Origin of the sequence: Leptotrichia buccalis C-1013-b, from assembly GCF_000023905.1 — a bacterium.
Classification (GTDB): Bacteria; Fusobacteriota; Fusobacteriia; order Fusobacteriales; family Leptotrichiaceae; genus Leptotrichia; species Leptotrichia buccalis.
Map to the genome: position 1 here is coordinate 340,694 of NC_013192.1, position 20,239 is coordinate 360,932.

Here is a 20,239-nt window from a genome sequence, read left to right on the forward strand (position 1 = left end):
ACTTTTAAAATAGAGCTAAAAAAAGATATATGTGAAATTTTCGTAACTTCTAAATTTAGCTTTATATTGTTAAGTTTGAGAAATTGGAAAGAGAAGATAATGAAGAAAAGATTAGATTTAATCCTTGTCGAGCGAGAATTTTTTGAAACAAGAGAAAAAGCCAAGCGGGAAATAATGGCAGGAAATGTTATCGTAAATGAACAAGTTGTTATAAAAGCTGGTACAATGTTTAAAGATAACGATGAATTAAATATCCGTGTGAAAGATAAATTGAAGTATGTCAGTCGTGGCGGATTAAAATTAGAAAAGGCTATAAAGGCTTGGGACTTGGATTTTTCAGATAAACTGGTTTTAGATATTGGAGCATCTACAGGGGGATTTACAGACTGTGCATTGCAAAATGGGGCAAGGCGTGTGTATAGTGTTGACGTTGGTAAAAATCAGCTTGACTGGAAATTAAGAAATGATGAGAAAGTCGTTTCGCTGGAAGAAATGCACATAAAAGATTTGAAGGAAGAGGATATTGAAAATAAAAAAGTTGATTTTATTGTAATAGATGTTTCTTTTATTTCTTTAACAAAAGTTATTCCATATTTTAAAAAATTTCTTGCACAATCTGGAAAAATTGTAATGCTAGTTAAACCTCAATTTGAAGTTGGAAGGGAGAAAATTGGAAGAAATGGTGTTGTTGAAAATGAAGAATATCATAATGAAGCAATAAAAAAAATTATTTCTTTTTCAAAAGAAGAAGGGTATGAATTAATTGGCGTGGAAGATTCTCCAATAAAAGGAGCAAAGGGGAATAAAGAATTTTTAATGTTAATAAAATCAAATTAAGTAGATAATACAAAATACTTAAAGGTTTTACATAAGTATAATTTAGGAGGGAAAATGAAAAAAAACAAAATTTTACAGGCGGTATTAGGACTGGTATTGGTGAGTATGCCTTTATTTGCGGCAACTACTATAATAAAAACATCAAGAAATGACAAAAATACAAGTGCTGGATATACCAAAGATTCAACAGAGCTAAACAGAATTGTAGATGTAATTAATATTATTGAAAATAATTTTGTTGGAAAAGAAGCAACACCAAGTAAAAAAGAACTTTATGAAGGAGCTGTTGCAGGAGTAGTAAGCAGATTAAAGGATCCTTACTCGGAATATTTGTCCAAGGCTGATTTAGCAGACTTTTCTGAAGATATGGAAGGGGAATATGTTGGAGTCGGAATGAGCATTAACAAGAAAAAAGGAGAAGCTCTTGAAGTTGTTTCACCATTTATCGGAAGTCCAGCTGAAAAAGTTGGAATTAAAATAAAAGACAAAGTTACAAAAGTTGATGGAAAAGACATTTTACCGCTTACAGCAAATGAAACAGTAAAACTTTTGAAAGGTAAGGAAGGTACAAAAGTTGATGTGGAAGTAGTTAGGGAAGGTAAAAAAGAGCCAATGAAATTTACATTGACAAGAGCAAAAATTAAACTGGAAATGGTTGAAAGCAAAATGCTTGAAAATAACATTGGTTATGTGAGCTTGTTAAGATTTGGAAATCACGTTGGAGCTGAAGTTGAAAAAGCAATTAAAGATTTGCAAGGGAAAGGAATGAAAGGACTAATCTTAGATTTACGTTCTAATCCAGGAGGATCATTACAGGAAGCACAAGATATCGCTTCACTATTTGTAAAAGAAGATTTAATTGTTTATTTGAAATATAAAAATGGACAACAAAGAAATTATAATAGAACTTCAAAAAATCTAGGTAATTTCCCATTAATCGTGTTGACAAATAAAGCAAGTGCAAGTGCCTCAGAAATTGTTACAGGTGCGATTAAAGATTACAAACGTGGGACAATCATTGGAGAAAAAACTTTTGGAAAAGGAATTGTTCAGCAAGTTATACCTTTAAGAACTGAAGATGCAATAAAACTTACTATTGCTCAATATTTCACACCAAAAGGAAATTATATTCATGAAAAAGGAATTGAGCCAGATATAGAAGTTAAAATGGAAGAACTTCTTACATTAAAAGGATATGCTAATGATAGTGAACAAGCTAGAAAAAATAGAGAAAAAGAAATAGAAGATATTATTATAAAAGATAAAGGTAAGGAAGAAGCCGCTAAAATTATTTCGGCAGGAGATGTTCAACTTAAAAGAGCAATTCAGGAAATGAATAAAAAAATAAAAAAATAAGAGAAATTAAAATTTAGGAGAAAAATATATGTTTTATGTTGTTGGTACACCAATTGGGAATTTAGAAGATATAACTTTTAGAGCGATAAAAGTTTTGAAGGAAGTTGATTATATCTTTGCAGAAGATACAAGAGTTACAAAAAAACTTCTCTCTCACTATGAAATCGAAAAAACGGTGTACCAATACCATGAACATAACAAACTTCATCAAATTACAAACATCATTAATCTTCTAAAAGATGAAAAAAAAATCGCACTTGTAACAGACGCTGGAACGCCGTGTATTTCAGATCCAGGCTTTGAGCTAGTAAATGAAATTTTAAAAGCTGGAATAAAAGTCGTTGGAATACCAGGAGCCTCATCAATTGTAACAGGTGCAAGCATTTCAGGACTGGATATGCGAAGAATGGCATACGAAGGTTTTTTACCAAAGAAAAAAGGTAGACAGACGCTTTTCAACAAATTAAAGGAAGAAGAGAGAACAATCGTAATTTTAGAATCTCCAAACAGAATTTTAAAAACTCTAAAAGATATAAAGGACTATCTGGGAGAACGTTACGTTGTAATTACAAGAGAACTTACCAAAATTTATGAAGAAATAATCCGTGGAACTGTTTCTGAAATTATAGAGAAGCTGGAAGAAAAGCCAATTAAGGGAGAAATTGTTTTATTTATAAGGGCAATAAATGATGATGGTGTTTATTTAAAAACAATAAAAACAGAGTGATTTTAATTTAAGATATACTGATTAATAATTTTTATTTCTTATTTTTTATATTAGTTTTTTTTATGCAGAGGTATCAGATGCCATACCTCTTATTTCGTAATAACGCTTATTTTAACATTTTAACTGGTTATCACTTAATAGTTGAGGCGAAAGTCCTATGAACTATTCCCGCTTTACGGAAAACTTTCTTATAAAAGAAAAATAGAACTCGCTTTTGAATATAGGTTATTTTAAAATAAATAAATATATGCTATTTTTAGAGAATTCCAAAAGCTCATCTTCACAATAAAAAGTTAAAATAAATCAAATAGCTGGTATTTGATACAAAAGTTATGGTGAAAGAAACATATTCGTATTTAGTTATTTTTTTCTAACGAAATTTTGCTTATTAAATTTGTAAAATTTTTTAAGAAATTATAATTTTTAACTAGGGCATGTCTGAAAACTCTCAAAATGATGAATTTTTAATAAATTCTTAGACGAGCGGATAGTGCGTAGCACTTTCGCTATTATCTTGAGTATACCATTATTTAAGTATGTTAAAATAACTAATATTGCGAAATAAAGAGAAATGGCGATTGATTTCCCTTGCTTTAATAAAAAAGAAAAGACCTAAAAAATATAAGAAAAATTTGGTTTATAGATTTTAAATATGAATAAATTGTGAGTTTTTATCTTTAATTTTAAAATTAATCTTGATTTTAAGATTAAAAATAAAAATTTAGATAGATTTTTTTATAAAATAGATAGAAAATGGAGAGAATGAAAGAATGAATATAAACTGGTATCCAGGGCATATGAAGAAAACGAAGGATTTGATTGTGGAAAATCTTAAGATAATTGATATTGTAATTGAGATTTTGGATGCAAGGATTCCACTTTCGAGTAAAAATCCTGATATTTCAAAGCTGGCGAACAATAAGAAAAAGATTATTGTGCTGAATAAGGTGGATTTGGTTGACAGTAAAGAATTGAAAGTCTGGGAAGATTATTTTTTGGAAAATAAATTTTCTGATTATTTTGTGGCTTTGAGCGTGGAAAAAGGGACGAATTTTAATGAATTACGGAAAATTACTGATAAAATTTATGCTGAGAAATTGGAAAAGATGAAGAAAAAGGGGCTTCGTAAAACTGAAGTAAGAGCGATGATTGTTGGGATTCCTAATGTTGGGAAGTCTAAATTTATAAATAAATTTGTGAATAAAAATAAGGCAAGAGTTGGGAATACTCCAGGATTTACACGTGGTAAACAGTGGATAAAGATTGATGAAAAATTAGAACTGCTGGATACTCCAGGGGTTTTGTGGCCCAAATTTGAAGATGATGAAGTGGCTTATAACTTGGCAATTACTGGTTCGATAAAGGATAATGTATTGCCGTTGGAACAAATTGCAATGAAATTTTTGGATAAGTTAAAAGATTTAGGAAAAATTGATAATTTGATAAAAGTGTATAATTTGCAAGAGAATATAAATACTGAAGAAATTTTAAAAATGGAAAATCATAAAATTTTAGAAGTTCTGGAAAAAAGATTAGGAATTTCTAAAAATGATGAGCATAACTATGAAATCATTTCGAGAAGACTAATAAGAGATTACAGGATAGGAAAAATTGGAAAATTCTTTTTAGAATATCCAAAAAAGTAAATTAATTTTTATACTTTAAAGAAAGGAGCTATTGCTCCTATTTCGTAATGTAAGTTATTTTACTGATAAATAATTTCAAAAGGAGAAATATCAATGAGAATCGGAATATTTACAGATACATACAGACCACAGGTTAACGGAGTTGTAAGTTCGATTATGACTCTTGAGAAGGAACTTAGGAAATTAGGACATAAAGTGTACATTATTACTACAACTGATCCTGATGCACCAAAAGTAGAGCCAAATGTTCTTAGACTTCCAAGTATGGAATTTAAACCATTACCACAGTATAGGCTGGGAATGGTTTATTCTTCAAGAATAATAAAAAAAATAAAAAAATTAGAATTGGACATTATTCATTCTCAAACAGAATGGGGAGTAGGGACATTTTCGAGATTTGCGGCAATCAATTTGGAAATACCGCTTGTTCATACTTATCATACGTTATACGAGTACTATACGCATTATATTTTTGGTTCGAGATTTGTTTCGGCTGGTAAAAAAATTGCGGCGGCGATTAGTAAGTTTTATTGTGAAAAATGTAATGCATTGATTGTGCCAACACGTAAAGTTGAGGATATTTTGTATTCTTACGGAGTTGACCAGACAATGAATATTATTCCGACTGGATTGGAGCTGGATAAGTTTTATCGTGGAAATTATTCGGATGAAGATTTGGAATTTATGAGAGAAAGTTTTGGGATAGAAAAAAATGATTTTCTTTGTGTCTACATTGGACGGATTGCTGAAGAAAAAAGTATTGATATGTTAATTGATATGTTTTCTAAAATAAAAGATAAGAACTTTAAATTTATGATTGTCGGACGTGGAAGAATTTTGGACGATTTGAAGGCACAAGCTGGAAAACTAGGAATTTTAGACAGGGTTATTTTTACTGGAGAAGTGCCGCACGATAAAGTTGCTGCTTATTATCAAATGGGAGATGTATTTTTGAATGCGAGCATATCGGAAACACAAGGGCTTACATTTGTTGAAGCTATGGCAGCTAAAGTTCCTGTCGTAGCAAGATATGACTTAAATTTGGAAGACTTACTTGTGAAAAATGAGGCAGGGCTTGTTTATAAGACTGAAAAAGAATTTATTGATTCTATAATGCTTTTAAAGGAAGACAAGGAATTTAGAGAAAAAATTATCAAAAATGCTTTTGCTGCTTCGCAAGATTATACGGCACAAAAATTTGGGGAACGAGTGGAAGCAGTTTATAAAAAAACAATAGAGGAGTATGATAGTCGTGAAAGTTTTACTATATTCAGAGGGGAAAAGTTCCTTCAGCAAATCCGGCGTTGGACAAGCATTAAATCATCAGGTAGAAGCCCTTGGAGCAAATAATATTGAAGTTACGCAGGATCCTGAAGATGATTACGATTTAGCACATATAAATACTGTTGCACTAAAATCTTATGAAGTGTTAAAACAGGCAAAGAAAAAAGGAAAGCCTGTAATTTACCATACACATACAACTTATGAAGATTTTCGTGGAAGTATAAAAGGAAGCTACGTTTTGTCGCCAATTATAAAATTTTGGACAAAAAAATTGTACAATGAGGCAGATTATTTAATTTCTCCATCAGAGTACACAAAAAATCTTATAAAATCAAAATATTTGGAAAAAGAAAAGGAAATCAGAGTAATTTCCAATGGTGTAAATATAAATAAATTTAATAAAAATGAAATTTTAAAGGAAAAATTTTTGAATGAATATAAATCAGTGTATGATATAAGTAAACCATTAATTATAACGGCTGGACTGCCTTTTGAGAGAAAAGGCATAAAGGATTTTGTAAAAGTAACTGAAAAATGTAGCGACTACCAGTTTCTCTGGTTCGGTTCATCAAGCGTGAAATCAATGCTGCCTGAAAAAATTCAAAAAATCATTGAAAATCCACCTAAAAATCTTATTTTTCCAGGATATGTGGACAAAGATATTTTAATTGGAGCATTTAGTGCCGCCAAAGCCTTTCTTTTTATGACTTATGAGGAAAATGAAGGAATTGTGGTGCTAGAGGCACTTTCAGCGAAATTGCCGCTTGTAGTGAGAGATATTCCAGTGTATGAAGACTGGCTGGAAGATGGGAAAACGTGTTTTAAAGCTAGGACTAATGAAGAATTTTGTGAAAAAATTAGAAATATCGTGGAAAACAATGTGGAAAATTTGGATGAAATTACAGAAACAGCATATAATATTGCTGCAGAAAGAGATTTATTAAATATAGGAAAAAAATATAAGGAATATTATGAGTATATATTAAATCAAAAAAAATAAATAACTTTTCGTAAAAAATCAATAAATTCAAAAGAGAAAACCGCTAGAATAAATAAAAATGGTTTTCTTTTTTATTTTGGGTATTTCAATTTACATCTATTAGCCTTTATCTCAATTTGTTTTTTATGTGATTCTCTATTTAATACTAATTCTCTTTTAAAAATAGTAATAAATTTTTATAATAGGATTGTTCAATAGCTAATACTATAGTAAAACTAGTTTAAAACAGAACTCAAAAATTATGACTATTTTACTCAAACCCTAAATTATATAATTTCTATCAGTTCAATTTTAAACGGGTTCAAGTATATTTTCATTAAATAGTGAATGTTTAATAAATTACACTATTTTCTAATGAGAAATTAGTATTATATAAGAAAAATTTTATAATCATTGTGACTTTTAAAAAAATTTTGCTTTACAAAATATTTGAATAGGAGTATAATATTTGTATAGCTAAAAGATATTAGTTAATTTAAAATATAGAGGAGATGATTGAAATGGCTGGAATAGTAAAAAATCAAGGTGGATTAGCTTTTAGTGGGGATAATTATAAAGTGGTGAAGGAAATTTTAGATTCAGGAGAAAAAATTCCTTTGCATAATCATGAAGGAGAAGATGTCGTAATTTCAGTTCTGAAAGGAAAATTGGAAATACATTTGAATGATGATGAAATACATACTTTAGTGCCTGGTGATATCATTGGTTTTGATGGGAAGAATCTTGTTAAAGGTACTGCATTGGAGTATACTGAATTTAACGAAACACTTATAAAAAAATAATCTTTACAAAATTAAAAAAATATAGTATAATATTTTCATATACAAATTAAAAGATTAATAACTATGAATATTTTACTATATAATAAAAAAATGCATTTTAATATAATAATATGTATGAATTTGTAGAGTTTATTTTAGAATTAATTGAAAAAATTTTATATGTAAGCTCATTTTAAAGTAAATAAATTGAAAAAATGAGATTACATGCTAGAAAGTCGAATAATCTTATTCGGCTTTTTTCTTTAAAAAATATTTATTTTTGGAGGTCTTGGAATGAAAAAAATTAAATTATTGCTAGGAGTCTTGTTATTACTCATTTTAGCAGTATCTTGTGGAAATAAAGCAAATGCTAGGAAAAAAAGGGTTATAAAAGTAGGGACAGATGGAGTTTATGCACCATTTTCGTTTAAGGATGAAAGTAGCGGGAAATTGACAGGATATGATGTTGAGGTTATTCAGGAAGTTGGAAAAAGGATAAATGCAGATATTGAATTTACAACTGTTCCTTGGGATAGCATATTTTTGGGGCTGGAATCAAAAAGATATGATATTATTGCCAATGAGATTGAAAAAACTAAGGAAAGAGAAGAAAAATATATTTTTTCTGATAAATATTTAGTTTCAGCTGCTCAGATTATTGTAAAAGAGGGAGAGAATAATATAAAGACTTTAAAGGATCTGGAAGGTAAAAGAGTAATTTCAGCAGTTGGAAGCAATTATTCAAAAACTGTTGAGGAGTATAATAAAACAGCTTCTAAAAAGATAGATCTTAATTATTTTGACGGTGGGATTACTTTGACATTGGTAGAAATAGCACAAGGAAAAGCGGATGCAACATTGAGCGACAGACTTGTGGTAAGTTACTATAAAAAACAGCAAGGGGATAAAGTTCAGCTAGTAGGGGAGCCTTTGAGTACAACACCGACATTTTTCCTGTTTAGAAAAGATAGCGAAGAATTAAGAAATGAAGTGAACAAAGCACTTGCTGAAATGAGGGCTGACGGAACACTTGCTAAAATATCAGAAAAATGGTTTGGCGGAGATTATACGAAATAGTTAAAAGATTAGTTTTACTATAATATAAATAAAAAATATAAAAATTTTGGGAGGAAAATCATGAAAAATATTTTGAAAATAACAGGGATTTTATTGATAGGACTATTTCTTATCAGTTGTGGAGGGAAACAAGAAAATAGTAAAAGTGGGAGTAGTGAAGGAAAACAAAAAGTGAAAGTTGGAACAGAAGGAGTTTATGCACCATTTACGTTTACTGATGGAAGTGGGAAATTAACTGGGTATGATGTGGAAGTTGTTGAAGAAATTGGGAAAAGAGCAAATTTAGATATAGAGTTTGTGCCTACACCTTGGGATAGTATGTTTTTAGGGCTGGAATCGAAAAAATTTGACTTTATTGCAAATGAGATTGCTAAAAATCCTGAAAGAGAGAAAAAATATACTTTTTCTGATGATTATTTAGTATCAGCTGCTCAAATTATTGTTAAAAAAGGAAGAACTGATATTAAGACACTTGAGGACTTAAAAGGTAAAAGGGTTATGACAGGAGTAGGAAGTAATTATAACAAGACTTTGACTGATTTTGACAAAAATAAGGAAATAAATTATGCTTATTTTGATGGAAATGTTTCAATTGCACTAGAAGAAATTGCACAAGGAAAGGCAGATGCTACTTTAAATGACAGATTGACAGTAGGATATTTCACAAAGCAAAGAGGAAATCTTGTAGAAATCGTGGGAGAGCCTGTAACAAAAACACCTGTATACTTCACATTTAGAAAAGATAGCGAAGAATTGAAAAATAAAATAAATAAAGCACTAGCTGAAATGAAAGCTGATGGAACGCTTGCCAAAATATCAGAAAAATGGTTTGGTGGAGATTATACGAAATAATTTATAAACAGGAGAAAAGTAATGAATAATAATGTACCTTTTTTAAACTGGGGATTTATGGTAAGAGCGATTCCAGAAATACTGAAAGCATTGCCAATGACTTTGAATATTGCGATTGTTACGATGATATTTTCGCTGATACTTAGTTTTTTTATCGCACTTGTGAGAATAAATAAAATTCCTGTGCTGACAAGGCTTGCTACAATTTATGTGTCCTTTATAAGAGGGACACCTCTTTTAGTTCAAATTTACCTTGCCTATTATGGATTGCCTAAAATATTGGATTATATACATTTAAAGTATGGGTTTAATATAGATGTGAATAATATTCCTGCTATTATCTTTGTTTACGTAGCATTTATTTTAAATGTATCAGGTTATCTGTCGGAAACATTTAGGGCAGCAATTCAGTCGGTGGATAAAGGGCAAGTTGAAGCTGCATTGTCTATTGGAATGACAAAATGGCAGGCAATGAGAAGAATTGTACTTCCACAGGCGATTATAATAACTTTTCCTAATTTTGGAAATACTTTTATAAGTCTGATAAAGGATTCCTCGCTCGCTTTTACAGTTTCAATTGTGGAAATGATGGGAAAAGCAAAAATAATATCAGCTTCGGGGCTGGATATTTTTGAGGCATATATTGTTGTTGCTGGAATTTACTGGGTTGTTTGTATAATTGTGGAAAAAGTCATGGGAATTGTGGAAAAGAAATTGAGAGTAGGTGGACTGTAGAATGATAAAGGTTGAAAATCTAAAATTGTCTTTTGGAAAAAACGAAGTTTTGAAAGGAATAAACTTTAAAATAGAAAGAGGACAGGTAATAAGCATCATAGGACCGAGTGGATCTGGAAAATCAACATTTTTACGAAGCCTTAATTTTCTTGAAACAGCTTCATCAGGAACAATAACTTTTGGAAACGAAACTTTTGACTTGAGCAAAATAAATAAAAAAGATATAAACAGACTTAGAAAAAATACGACAATGGTTTTTCAGAATTATAATTTATTCAAAAACAAAACTGCTCTGGAAAATGTAATTGAAGGGCTTTTAATTGTAAAAAAAATGAATAGGAACGAAGCAACAGAAATCGGATTGAAAATGCTCGAAAAAGTGGGATTAAAAGATAAAGCCGAATTTTATCCAAATCAGCTTTCTGGAGGGCAGCAGCAAAGAGTAGGAATCGCAAGAGCGGTTGCAATGAGTCCAGATGTAATTTTGCTTGATGAGCCAACTTCGGCACTTGATCCTGAACTTATAGGAGAAGTTCTGAAAGTTATAAAGGATATGGTAAAAGAAAATATGACAATGATAATTGTTACCCATGAAATGCAGTTTGCAAGGGAGGTTTCAGATTATATAGTATTTGTTGATGGTGGAACAATTATAGCAGAAGGTAAGCCAGAAGAAATTTTTGTCAATTCTCAAAATCAGAGGTTACAAAATTTTTTGAAAAGGTATTCTGAGAGTGAAACAGATATTTACTCAATATAGCAAAGTAAAAAAAAATCATAAAAAAAGCCTCTAAATAAAAATATTTGGAGGTTTTTTTTTCACATGTATAAAATAATGGACATGAGCTTTCGCTCTACATTTGTAATAACTGATTTATTTAGCTAATATCAGCCTAAGTCTGAGCATAAAGGAGCTACCTTTATACTTCTTAAACTCTATCAAATGATAGTTAAGATATACTGGAATTTCACCAATAACAACAACAAAGCATTCAGAATTTGGTATTCATAATTTAATCTGGTGGATTTTTGCAGTTGTAACTTTAACAATCAATTATAGTGACTTATTCAGTTCACATCAACCACCTAACAGATTTTGATTATTCCTTATAGTTTCTTGAGCTATCACCCTCAAGTCTTTTAAGGTTATTTTCCACAGGAACGTCTATTGAATCTGCCTAATCCAATTAAAGTGCTTTAATCTTCTATCATTACAAATATGCTTATAACTTAATCTTGTGAATGTATACACTCGTTGATTAATGTCGCCACTTTATCAAAAGCCTACATATTCAGTATCCCGAATAATTCAACTCATTTTCCGCTATAACCTCAGCAACTATGCTCTTAGTTTCTTCACTGAGTTATGTCATAAATAAATTATACCCTATAAAACTATTGTTTTCAAATATTATATTTTAAATTTAAAAAAAATTTTTTATAGTTTTTTAAATAAAAAATATATGTATATACAAAAATAATTCTTTACAAATAAAATTTTTTATAGTATAATATTTTCACATACAAATATAAGGAGTAAAAAAATAGAATATATAATAACATTCTTAGAAAGGAAAGACAAAAATGGACTTTAATTTTATAATAGAGAATATTCCTAAATATTTAGAAGCAATGAAATTAACTGTATCTATTGGAATTATGGGAATAATATTTTCAATATTAATTGGAATAATATGTGCATTGATTTTATATTATAAAGTTCCTGTGATAAAGCAGGTTGTAGAAATTTATATTGAACTTTCGAGAAATACGCCACTTGTGATACAGCTGTTCTTTCTGTATTTTGGGCTTCCAAAAATTGGGATTACATTTAATTCGTATATCTGTGCTGTGCTTGGATTATCTTTCCTAGGCGGAAGTTACATGTGCGAGGCATTTCGGAGCGGATTGGAGTCGGTTACAAAAGGGCAGCGGGAATCTGGGTTAAGCATTGGACTTACAGAATCACAGCTTATAACTAACGTAATATTGCCACAGGCATTTACGGTTTCGTTTCCAGCGATAGCGGCAAATATAATATTTCTTTTGAAAGAAACTTCAGTAATAGGGATTTTGGCTTTAATGGAACTGATGTATCTGACACGGGATTTGATAGGGCTTTATTATAAAACGAATGAAAGTCTGTTTATGCTTGTTGCAGCATATTTGATTATTATTTTACCGGTTTCGTTTATTTTAACAGTAATTGAAAGGAGAATAAGATATGCAACTGTCGGGAATTGATGTTATTTTTAAAGGAGTCAATTTGCAAAGGCTTATGGGTGGACTTGTTGTAACAGGACAAATTGCTCTTGTTTCCATAGTATTTTCAATATTGCTTGGATTAATTCTAGGAATAGTTATGACTTCAAAAAATAAAATTATTTATGGAGTATTGAAATTTTATCTGGAAAGTATGAGAATCATTCCCTTGCTTGTGTGGCTGTTCATAATCTATTTTGGAGTTGCAAAAGGCTTTGATTTGCATATTGATTCAGAAACTACGACAATAATAGTATTTGTGATATGGGGAACGGCTGAAATGATGGATATTGTGAGGGGAGCTATTATTTCTCTTCCAAAAATTCAAGGAGAAAGTGCAAAGGCTTTGGGGCTTGATACAATTCAGGTTTATAGATATGTGCTGCTTCCGCAGGCAGTAAGAAGAATTGCACCTGCAGCGGTAAACCTTATAACAAGAATGATTAAGACAACTTCACTTGCGATTTTTATAGAAGTTGCAGAAGTTCTAAAAATAGGACGGCAAATTATAGAATTTTCAAGCAGGAAAAATCCGATGGCACCATTCTGGGTGTATCTGTTCATATTTTTTCTATATTTCATAATTTGTTATCCAATTACATTATTATCAAAAAAAATGGAGAAAAAATGGGCTGTTTAAAAAATAAAGGAAACGGAGGTAAGCAAAATGGCAGATTCGGAAGTTTTATTGGAACTTTCTGATATAAAAAAAGAATACAAAAAAGGCGTACTCGCATTAAAAGGAGTTTCACTTTCAGTAAATAAAAGCGAAGTTGTAGTAATACTGGGGCCTTCTGGATGTGGGAAAAGTACACTTTTAAGATGTGTAAACGGACTTGAAGAAATTCAGTCTGGAGAAATAAAATTACAAGGAAATGTTATCAATAAAGATAAGACAAAATGGCACTTAATACGTCAGAGAATAGGAATGGTGTTTCAAAGTTACGAATTATTTGACCACATGACAGTTATGCAAAATCTTCTGTTAGGACCGCTTAAAGTACAGAAAAGGGATAAAAAGGAAGTTACAGAGCAAGCAGAAAAATTACTTGAAAGAGTAGGGCTTCTGGATAAAAAGAACTCATATCCAAGAGAACTGTCGGGAGGACAAAAACAAAGAATAGCAATTATAAGATCGCTATGTATGAATCCAGAAATAATGCTGTTTGACGAAGTTACAGCGGCACTTGATCCTGAAATGGTAAGGGAAGTACTGGATGTAATGCTGGAACTGGCAAAGGAAGGAATGACAATGATAATCGTTACTCATGAAATGGAATTTGCTAAAGCAGTTGCAGATAGAATAGTCTTTATGGATTCTGGAGAAATCGTTGAAACAAATTATCCGCTGGAATTTTTTAGAAATCCAAAAACTGAAAGGGCTAAGAAATTCTTAAATATATTTAATTTTGAAAAGAAAGATAAGATGGAATCAGCTTTGTTGATATAAATAAAAAATTTAGTAAAACAATTTAGTGAATGCTAATTGTTGAAGGGAGAATGAAAGTATGAAAAAATTATTAGGATTTAGAAAATTGAATTTATTGGCACAGATATTGATTGGTGCGTTATTAGGGATTTTGGTTGGGCAGTTATTTCCATCATTTGCTAAAGAGTTAAAAATACTGGGAGTGCTGTTTACAAGTTTAGTTCAGATGGTTATTGTGCCACTTGTATTCCCGCTAGTTGTTTTATCAATAGTTACAATGAAAAATACTAAAAAGTTTGGAAATCTTGCATTTAAGACATTTTTACACTTTTTCTCAATTACAACGTTAGTAATCACGCTTAGCCTTATTTTAGGGAAAGTGACAGGAATCGATGCAAATATAAAAGCTGGAAGCATTTCTACAGAAGCTATTAAAGATGTTGCTTCTAACATTAATTTGAGCGATTTCTTAACATCAATTGTACCTAAAAATGTATTTACAGCATTTGCAGACGGAAATCTTTTACCAGTTATATTTTTTGCAGTATTTTTGGGAATTGCCTTAATTGCTGTTGGAGATGACAATAAACCTGTGATAGCATTCTTTGAATCTTGGATAAAGGCTATGTATAAGATTGTAGATTATGCCATTGCATTTGCACCTGTGGGAGTGTTTGGACTGATTGCAAGCAATGTGGCGAAAACTGGGCTTGGAGATTTGTACTTGCTAGGACAGTTTGTACTGCTTCTTTATGTTGGATACTTGGCAGCTCTATTAGTTGTATTTCCGATTATTGCATACATATTCAAAGTTCCTTATTTAAAATTATTATCAAATATTAAGGATTTGGTACTGATAGCCTTTACAACAGGAGGTTCTGCAGTAGTTTTACCGACACTTCTTGAACGTAGTGAAGAAAATGGAATATCTGAATCAGTTTCAGCTTTTGCTACACCACTTGGATATTCATTTAATCTTATTGGAGCCTGCATATATATAAGTTTATCAGTAACATTTATAACAAACTTGTACTCAACTCCGCTTACATGGGGGCAATTAATACCGTTAATATTGTTTTTGACAATAATTACAAAGGGAATTGCAGCAGTTCCGTCTGGAGCATTGGTTGTACTGCTTGCAACTGCGGCACAGCTTAATTTACCTGCAGAAGGCATTGCCCTGATTGTATCAGTTGACTTTTTGGCAAATGCTGGACGTACAGCGGTAAATGTAGTTGGAAACACGCTTGTTCCTGCGATTATTGAAAAAACTGCAGAATATGAAGTTGTGGAAACAGAGGAAGTGTATGCTGGACTTCGAGAAAATGCGGCTGTAGTTGAATAAACTTAAAAAATAAAAATAGAAAGGATGAAAATATGTCAAAAGTATATATAATTCATGAAAATATGGATTGGACAAGACATCTGACTGCAAGGCTGGAGGAATTGTCAGTTCCTTATGAAGAACTGGATTTGTCAGAAGGAATATTAAATATAGGGAAAGAGCCTGAAAAAGGCGTGTATTATAATAGAATGAGTGCTTCTTCACATACAAGAGGGCACAGATATGCACCAGAATTAACGGAGCAAGTCTTAACATGGCTGGAAAACAAAGGAACAGAAGCAGTCCGTGTAATTAATGGGACATCTGCTATAAATCTTGAAGTAAGCAAGCTGAAACAATACATCTTACTGCAAAAGGCAGGGATAAATACTCCAAAAACATTGGGAGCTGTGGGAAAAGATCAAATTTTAAATGCCGCAAAGGAACTTGACACATATCCTTTTATCATAAAGCACAACAGAGCTGGAAAAGGGCTTGGGGTAAGGCTTATAAGAAGTTATGAAGAACTTGACAATTATGTAAATGGAAATGATTTTGAAGATTCTGTTGATGGAATAAGTTTGATTCAGGAATATGTGAAGCCTGTGGATGGACATATCATAAGAGCTGAATTTATAGGTGGAAAATATCTTTATGCCGTAAAAGTTGACTCAAGCGATGGATTTGAACTATGTCCAGCAGATTCGTGCCAGATAAATGATAAATTCTGTCCTGTAGGAGAAGAAGCAGCGGAAAAATCAAAATTTAGAATTATCGAAAGATTGCCAGAAAATCAAATTGAAGAATATGAGAAATTTTTGAAAGAAAACCACATAGATGTGGCTGCAATAGAGTTTATCATAAATGAAAACAACGAAGTTTTTGTTTATGACATAAATACAAATACTAACTACAACGCCGATGCTGAAAAAATAGCTGGGAAATATGCTATGTTGGAACTAGCTAAATATTTAAAAGATGAATTGAAAAAATTAGGATAAGAAATAACAAAAACATTAAATAAACTTGGAGGTAATTATGAAAAAGAATTTTGAAAGGCTTGTAAAAATTATTGCAATCTTAGTTTTAGGAGTATTTGCGATAAGCTGTGGAAAAGGTGGAAAGGGAAGTGCTGAACCTGGTTCAATTGAAGCAATAAAAAAAGCAGGGAAAATTAGGATAGGAGTATTCGGAGATAAGCCGCCATTCGGATTTGTTGATGAAAATGGGAAAAATCAAGGGTATGATATTTATTTGGCAAAAAGACTTGCTAAAGATTTATTAGGCGACGAAAACAAAATAGAATTTGTCACATTAGAAGCTGCAAACAGAGTAGAATATTTATTATCAAATAAAGTTGACATTATTCTAGCAAACTTTACAGTAACAGACGAAAGAAAACAAAAAGTTGATTTTGCAAAACCTTATATGAAGGTATCACTAGGGATTGTTTCACCAGAAGGTGCTCCAATAAAAGATGTGAAGGAGCTGAAAGGTAAAAAATTAATAGTTAACAAAGGAACAACAGCTGAAATTTACTTTACTAAGAATTATCCAGATATAGAATTATTGAAGTATGATCAAAACACAGAAACATTTAACGCATTGTTAGATAAAAGAGGAGCTGCACTTGCACACGATAATACTCTAGTATTCGCATGGGCAACAGAAAATCCAGGATTTGTTGTGGATATTAAACAGCTAGGGGAACAGGATTATATTGCTCCAGCTGTAAGAAAAGGGAATAAGGAACTGTTAGACTGGCTAAATACTGAAATAGATGCTCTTACTAAGGAAGGCTTCTTTGAAAAAGCATATAAAGCGACTCTTGAGCCTGTTTACGGAAATAAAGTTGATCCTAAAACAGTAATTATTGAAAATAAATAAACTAAGTAAGTAATAAAAAAACTGCTTCAGAATATTGAGGCAGTTTTACCATATAAACAATTTTTATGATTCAAATTTCTAATATTTTAATCGACTACAAACATTATTTTATAGTTGTTATATGGATTTATAATTACTACTTTTTTAAGTTTTGTATCGTAAGCATAGGCATAATCCGCGTCATCAGCTATTTCTTTAAGAAATACGTTCTTTTCTAGTTTTAATCTTATTTTTTCTTCTTTTATTGGACCAGAACCATCGTGTTCAGGTGACGCATCAATATATTGTGTTATAAAGTATCCTTTACTATCTTTCTGAATTTTGAAACTATCTGACGTATCTGGATAACTAAATGTCTTGTTCAAAAATTTTTCAGCATGCAATTTTCCATCCGTTGTAAATTTTTGATCTATCCCTTTTGCTAATCCACCTGGAAATTCCTGGTCTTGTTGAACATTTTGAGTGTTAGTTTCGGCAGCTGTACTTCCTTTTGCATAAGATACAGCACTTATTGCTAATACTGTCATTAGCATACATAATTTCTTTTTCATGACAAATTCTCCTTTTTAGTTGATTTCAAAATAATGATTTTTTTATACTGTTCTTTGATTAAAATAATTATATAATATAATTTACCGTAAGTCAATATATTTTTTTGAAATTTTTTGATAGCTAACCCAAAAGTGTTATAACATAAAAAATACTCCATTCAATAAAGAACAGAGTACTTTTTTCGCTTTTTTTATTTACACAGATTTATCCTGTTTTTTTACACATTCATTATATTGCAAACGATAAAATTATTCAACTGGTCATTTTTTATAAATTGTGCTAAAATAACTTTGAGAAAATTAAATAAAAAAATTAAATTTTTAAATGGAGGAAAAACATTGGATATTGTAGGTAGTGTGGCAAAAGAACTGAATTTTAAAGTTCCACAAGTGGAAAATACGATAAAACTTTTTGATGAAGGGGCGACTGTGCCGTTTATTGCTAGGTATAGAAAAGAAGTTACAGGGAATCTGGATGAGGAACAAATTCGGGATGTAATTGAGAAAATTACGTATTACAGGAATTTGGAAAAGAGAAAAGAGGAAGTTATAAGGCTGATTGAGGAGCAGGGGAAACTGACGGAGGAATTGCAGAAAAGTATTGTTAATGCGATGAAATTGCAGGAAGTGGAAGATTTATACTTGCCTTATAAGAAAAAGAAAAAAACGAAAGCGGATATTGCAAAAGAACAAGGATTGGAGCCTCTTTCAGAGTTTGCATTAGCCAAAGGAACTACGATGGAGCAGCTAGAAAAAGAAGCTGAGAAATATGTTACGGAAGAAGTGGCGGATGTTAAGGCTGCAATTGAAGGAGTTCACTTAATTATTGCTCAGGATATTTCAGAAAATATTAAAATCAGGGAGTTTTTAAGAGATAAAATTGCAAAATTTGGAATTCTGACTTCCAAAGTTATTGAGAAAAATAAGGAAAATGATGAAAAAGGAGTTTATCAGGATTATTATGAATATTCGGAGCAGATTGGGAGAAGTGCTTCAAATAGGATTCTTGCTTTAAATCGTGGGGAAAAGGAAAAAATCCTGAAAGTTGATATTGACATTGATGAAAAAAACGAAGAAACCATAATAAACTTTATTTTGAATACTTTTGAAAATAAGAATTTAACTGAATTTTTTAGGGGAGTTATAAAGGACTCACTGGATAGATTGGCTTATCCGTCTATAAAAAATGAAGTGAGAAATATTTATACAGAAAAAGCGGAAGAAGAAGCAATTAATATTTTTTCTGAAAATTTAGAAAAACTGCTATTACAACCGCCTTTAGCCAAAAAAACGCTTATGGGACTGGATCCAGGATACAGAACGGGCTGCAAGATGGTTATTATTAATAAAGACGGATTTTATGAAACAAATGACGTACTTTTCCTTGTAGATGGAGTGCATAACGAAAGACAGCTTGCGACTGCGAAGAAAAAAATACTGGATTATGTTGCAAAATATGATGTGGATATTATTGCAATTGGGAATGGGACAGCTTCGAGAGAAACGGAGGCTTTTGTTGCAGATTTGATAAAGGAAATGAAGAAAAAAGTTTCATATTTGATTGTAAATGAGGCTGGAGCGTCAATTTATTCGGCTTCAAAACTGGCAATCGAAGAATTTCCTGATTTAGATGTTACAGCTAGGGGAGCTATTTCCATTGCTAGAAGAATTCAGGATCCGATGGCAGAACTTGTAAAAATTGATCCAAAATCAATTGGAGTGGGAATGTATCAGCACGATGTAAACCAGAAAAAGTTAAATGAAACTCTGGAACAGACAATTGAACACGTGGTAAATAACGTAGGAGTCAATATTAATACAGCTTCATGGGCATTATTAAGTTTTGTTTCTGGAATCAAGAAGAATGTAGCAAAAAATCTTGTGGATTATAGACATGAAAATGGTGATTTTAAGGACAGAAAACAGCTTAAAAAAGTAAAAGGACTGGGAGATAAGGCGTTTGAGCAGATGGCAGGATTTGTGGTTGTGCCTGACAGTGAAAATCCGCTTGATAACACGATTATTCATCCAGAGTCATATCACGTTGCAGAAATCATCTTAAAGGAAGCTGGCTGTAAAGTTGAGGATTTAAAGGCTGACTTGGATGCTGTAAGGCAAAAATTGCAGAAAATAGACTTGGAAAAAATTATTAAGGAAAATGATTTTGGAAGGGAAACTGCAAAGGATGTGTATGAGGCGCTGTTAAAAGATAGACGTGATCCTCGTGATGAATTTGAAAAACCGCTTTTACGTTCGGATATTTTAAATATGGATGACTTGACAGAAGGAATGGTTCTGGAAGGGACTGTGAGAAATGTGGCAAAATTTGGGGCATTTGTTGACATAGGACTAAAAAATGATGCTTTAATTCATATTTCTGAAATAGCAGAAAAATTTGTTTCAGACGCTACAAAGGAACTTTCTGTGGGACAAATTATAAAAGTTAAAATATTGTCGCTGGATAAGGAAAGAGGAAGAGTGGGACTTACTAGAAAAGGAATTTAACATTAA

At 31.3% G+C, this 20,239-nt stretch carries 19 protein-coding genes; 18 read left to right on the forward strand and 1 reads right to left on the reverse strand.

Going from position 1 to position 20,239, the window contains the following annotated elements:
- The first annotated feature begins 99 nt into the window (after nt 1–99).
- The 17 genes from LEBU_RS01730 to LEBU_RS01810 all read left to right on the forward strand — a co-directional run bounded on the left by LEBU_RS01730 (nt 100) and on the right by LEBU_RS01810 (nt 17,177).
- Nucleotides 100–837: a TlyA family RNA methyltransferase gene (locus tag LEBU_RS01730; protein WP_012806444.1), complete on the forward strand. Its 738-nt coding sequence runs from the start codon at nt 100–102 to the stop codon at nt 835–837.
- Between the two features lie 54 nt (nt 838–891).
- Nucleotides 892–2,193, forward strand: coding sequence for a S41 family peptidase (locus LEBU_RS01735; protein ID WP_012806445.1), 1,302 nt, complete (start codon nt 892–894; stop codon nt 2,191–2,193).
- Between the two features lie 28 nt (nt 2,194–2,221).
- A complete protein-coding gene (gene rsmI / locus LEBU_RS01740; RefSeq protein WP_012806446.1) occupies nt 2,222–2,920 on the forward strand; it encodes a 16S rRNA (cytidine(1402)-2'-O)-methyltransferase in 699 nt (232 codons plus the stop codon).
- A 770-nt stretch (nt 2,921–3,690) separates the two neighbouring features.
- Nucleotides 3,691–4,566: a ribosome biogenesis GTPase YlqF gene (gene ylqF, locus LEBU_RS01745; RefSeq protein ID WP_012806447.1), complete on the forward strand. Its 876-nt coding sequence runs from the start codon at nt 3,691–3,693 to the stop codon at nt 4,564–4,566.
- A gap of 93 nt (nt 4,567–4,659) precedes the next feature.
- Nucleotides 4,660–5,916 (forward strand): glycosyltransferase family 4 protein, encoded by a 1,257-nt coding sequence (locus LEBU_RS01750; protein ID WP_012806448.1) that lies wholly within the window; start codon nt 4,660–4,662, stop codon nt 5,914–5,916.
- Nucleotides 5,810–6,850 carry a glycosyltransferase family 4 protein gene (locus tag LEBU_RS01755; RefSeq protein WP_238974498.1) on the forward strand — a complete coding sequence of 347 codons (1,041 nt, stop codon included), beginning with the start codon at nt 5,810–5,812 and terminating at the stop codon, nt 6,848–6,850. Before LEBU_RS01750 ends, LEBU_RS01755 begins: the two co-directional genes overlap by 107 nt.
- Before the next feature lie 500 nt (nt 6,851–7,350).
- Nucleotides 7,351–7,632, forward strand: a complete 282-nt coding sequence (locus tag LEBU_RS01760) for a cupin domain-containing protein (RefSeq protein ID WP_012806450.1) — start codon at nt 7,351–7,353, stop codon at nt 7,630–7,632.
- Nucleotides 7,633–7,905: 273 nt separating this feature from the next.
- Complete coding sequence (locus LEBU_RS01765; protein ID WP_012806451.1) at nt 7,906–8,688, forward strand: transporter substrate-binding domain-containing protein; 783 nt, start codon at nt 7,906–7,908, stop codon at nt 8,686–8,688.
- Between the two features lie 60 nt (nt 8,689–8,748).
- Nucleotides 8,749–9,540, forward strand: coding sequence for a transporter substrate-binding domain-containing protein (locus LEBU_RS01770; RefSeq protein WP_012806452.1), 792 nt, complete (start codon nt 8,749–8,751; stop codon nt 9,538–9,540).
- Nucleotides 9,541–9,561: 21 nt separating this feature from the next.
- Nucleotides 9,562–10,275: an amino acid ABC transporter permease gene (locus LEBU_RS01775; protein WP_012806453.1), complete on the forward strand. Its 714-nt coding sequence runs from the start codon at nt 9,562–9,564 to the stop codon at nt 10,273–10,275.
- A gap of 1 nt (nt 10,276) precedes the next feature.
- Entirely contained in the window at nt 10,277–11,035 is a 759-nt protein-coding gene (locus LEBU_RS01780; RefSeq protein WP_012806454.1) for an amino acid ABC transporter ATP-binding protein, read from the forward strand.
- Nucleotides 11,036–11,859: 824 nt separating this feature from the next.
- Entirely contained in the window at nt 11,860–12,519 is a 660-nt protein-coding gene (locus LEBU_RS01785; protein ID WP_012806455.1) for an amino acid ABC transporter permease, read from the forward strand.
- Nucleotides 12,500–13,177 carry an amino acid ABC transporter permease gene (locus tag LEBU_RS01790; protein WP_012806456.1) on the forward strand — a complete coding sequence of 226 codons (678 nt, stop codon included), beginning with the start codon at nt 12,500–12,502 and terminating at the stop codon, nt 13,175–13,177. The genes LEBU_RS01785 and LEBU_RS01790 overlap by 20 nt, the downstream gene beginning before the upstream one ends.
- A gap of 27 nt (nt 13,178–13,204) precedes the next feature.
- Nucleotides 13,205–13,987: an amino acid ABC transporter ATP-binding protein gene (locus tag LEBU_RS01795; protein WP_012806457.1), complete on the forward strand. Its 783-nt coding sequence runs from the start codon at nt 13,205–13,207 to the stop codon at nt 13,985–13,987.
- Between the two features lie 58 nt (nt 13,988–14,045).
- Nucleotides 14,046–15,311: a dicarboxylate/amino acid:cation symporter gene (locus tag LEBU_RS01800; protein WP_012806458.1), complete on the forward strand. Its 1,266-nt coding sequence runs from the start codon at nt 14,046–14,048 to the stop codon at nt 15,309–15,311.
- Between the two features lie 32 nt (nt 15,312–15,343).
- Nucleotides 15,344–16,291 (forward strand): ATP-grasp domain-containing protein, encoded by a 948-nt coding sequence (locus LEBU_RS01805; RefSeq protein WP_012806459.1) that lies wholly within the window; start codon nt 15,344–15,346, stop codon nt 16,289–16,291.
- A gap of 37 nt (nt 16,292–16,328) precedes the next feature.
- Nucleotides 16,329–17,177, forward strand: coding sequence for a cysteine ABC transporter substrate-binding protein (locus LEBU_RS01810; protein ID WP_012806460.1), 849 nt, complete (start codon nt 16,329–16,331; stop codon nt 17,175–17,177).
- 86 nt (nt 17,178–17,263) lie between these two features.
- Here the strand turns inward: LEBU_RS01810 and LEBU_RS01815 are convergent, their stop codons facing one another.
- Nucleotides 17,264–17,728, reverse strand: a complete 465-nt coding sequence (locus LEBU_RS01815; protein ID WP_012806461.1) for a hypothetical protein — start codon at nt 17,726–17,728, stop codon at nt 17,264–17,266.
- A gap of 339 nt (nt 17,729–18,067) precedes the next feature.
- Between LEBU_RS01815 and LEBU_RS01820 the strand changes: the two genes are divergently transcribed.
- Entirely contained in the window at nt 18,068–20,233 is a 2,166-nt protein-coding gene (locus LEBU_RS01820) for a Tex family protein (protein WP_012806462.1), read from the forward strand.
- Nucleotides 20,234–20,239: the final 6 nt, after the last annotated feature.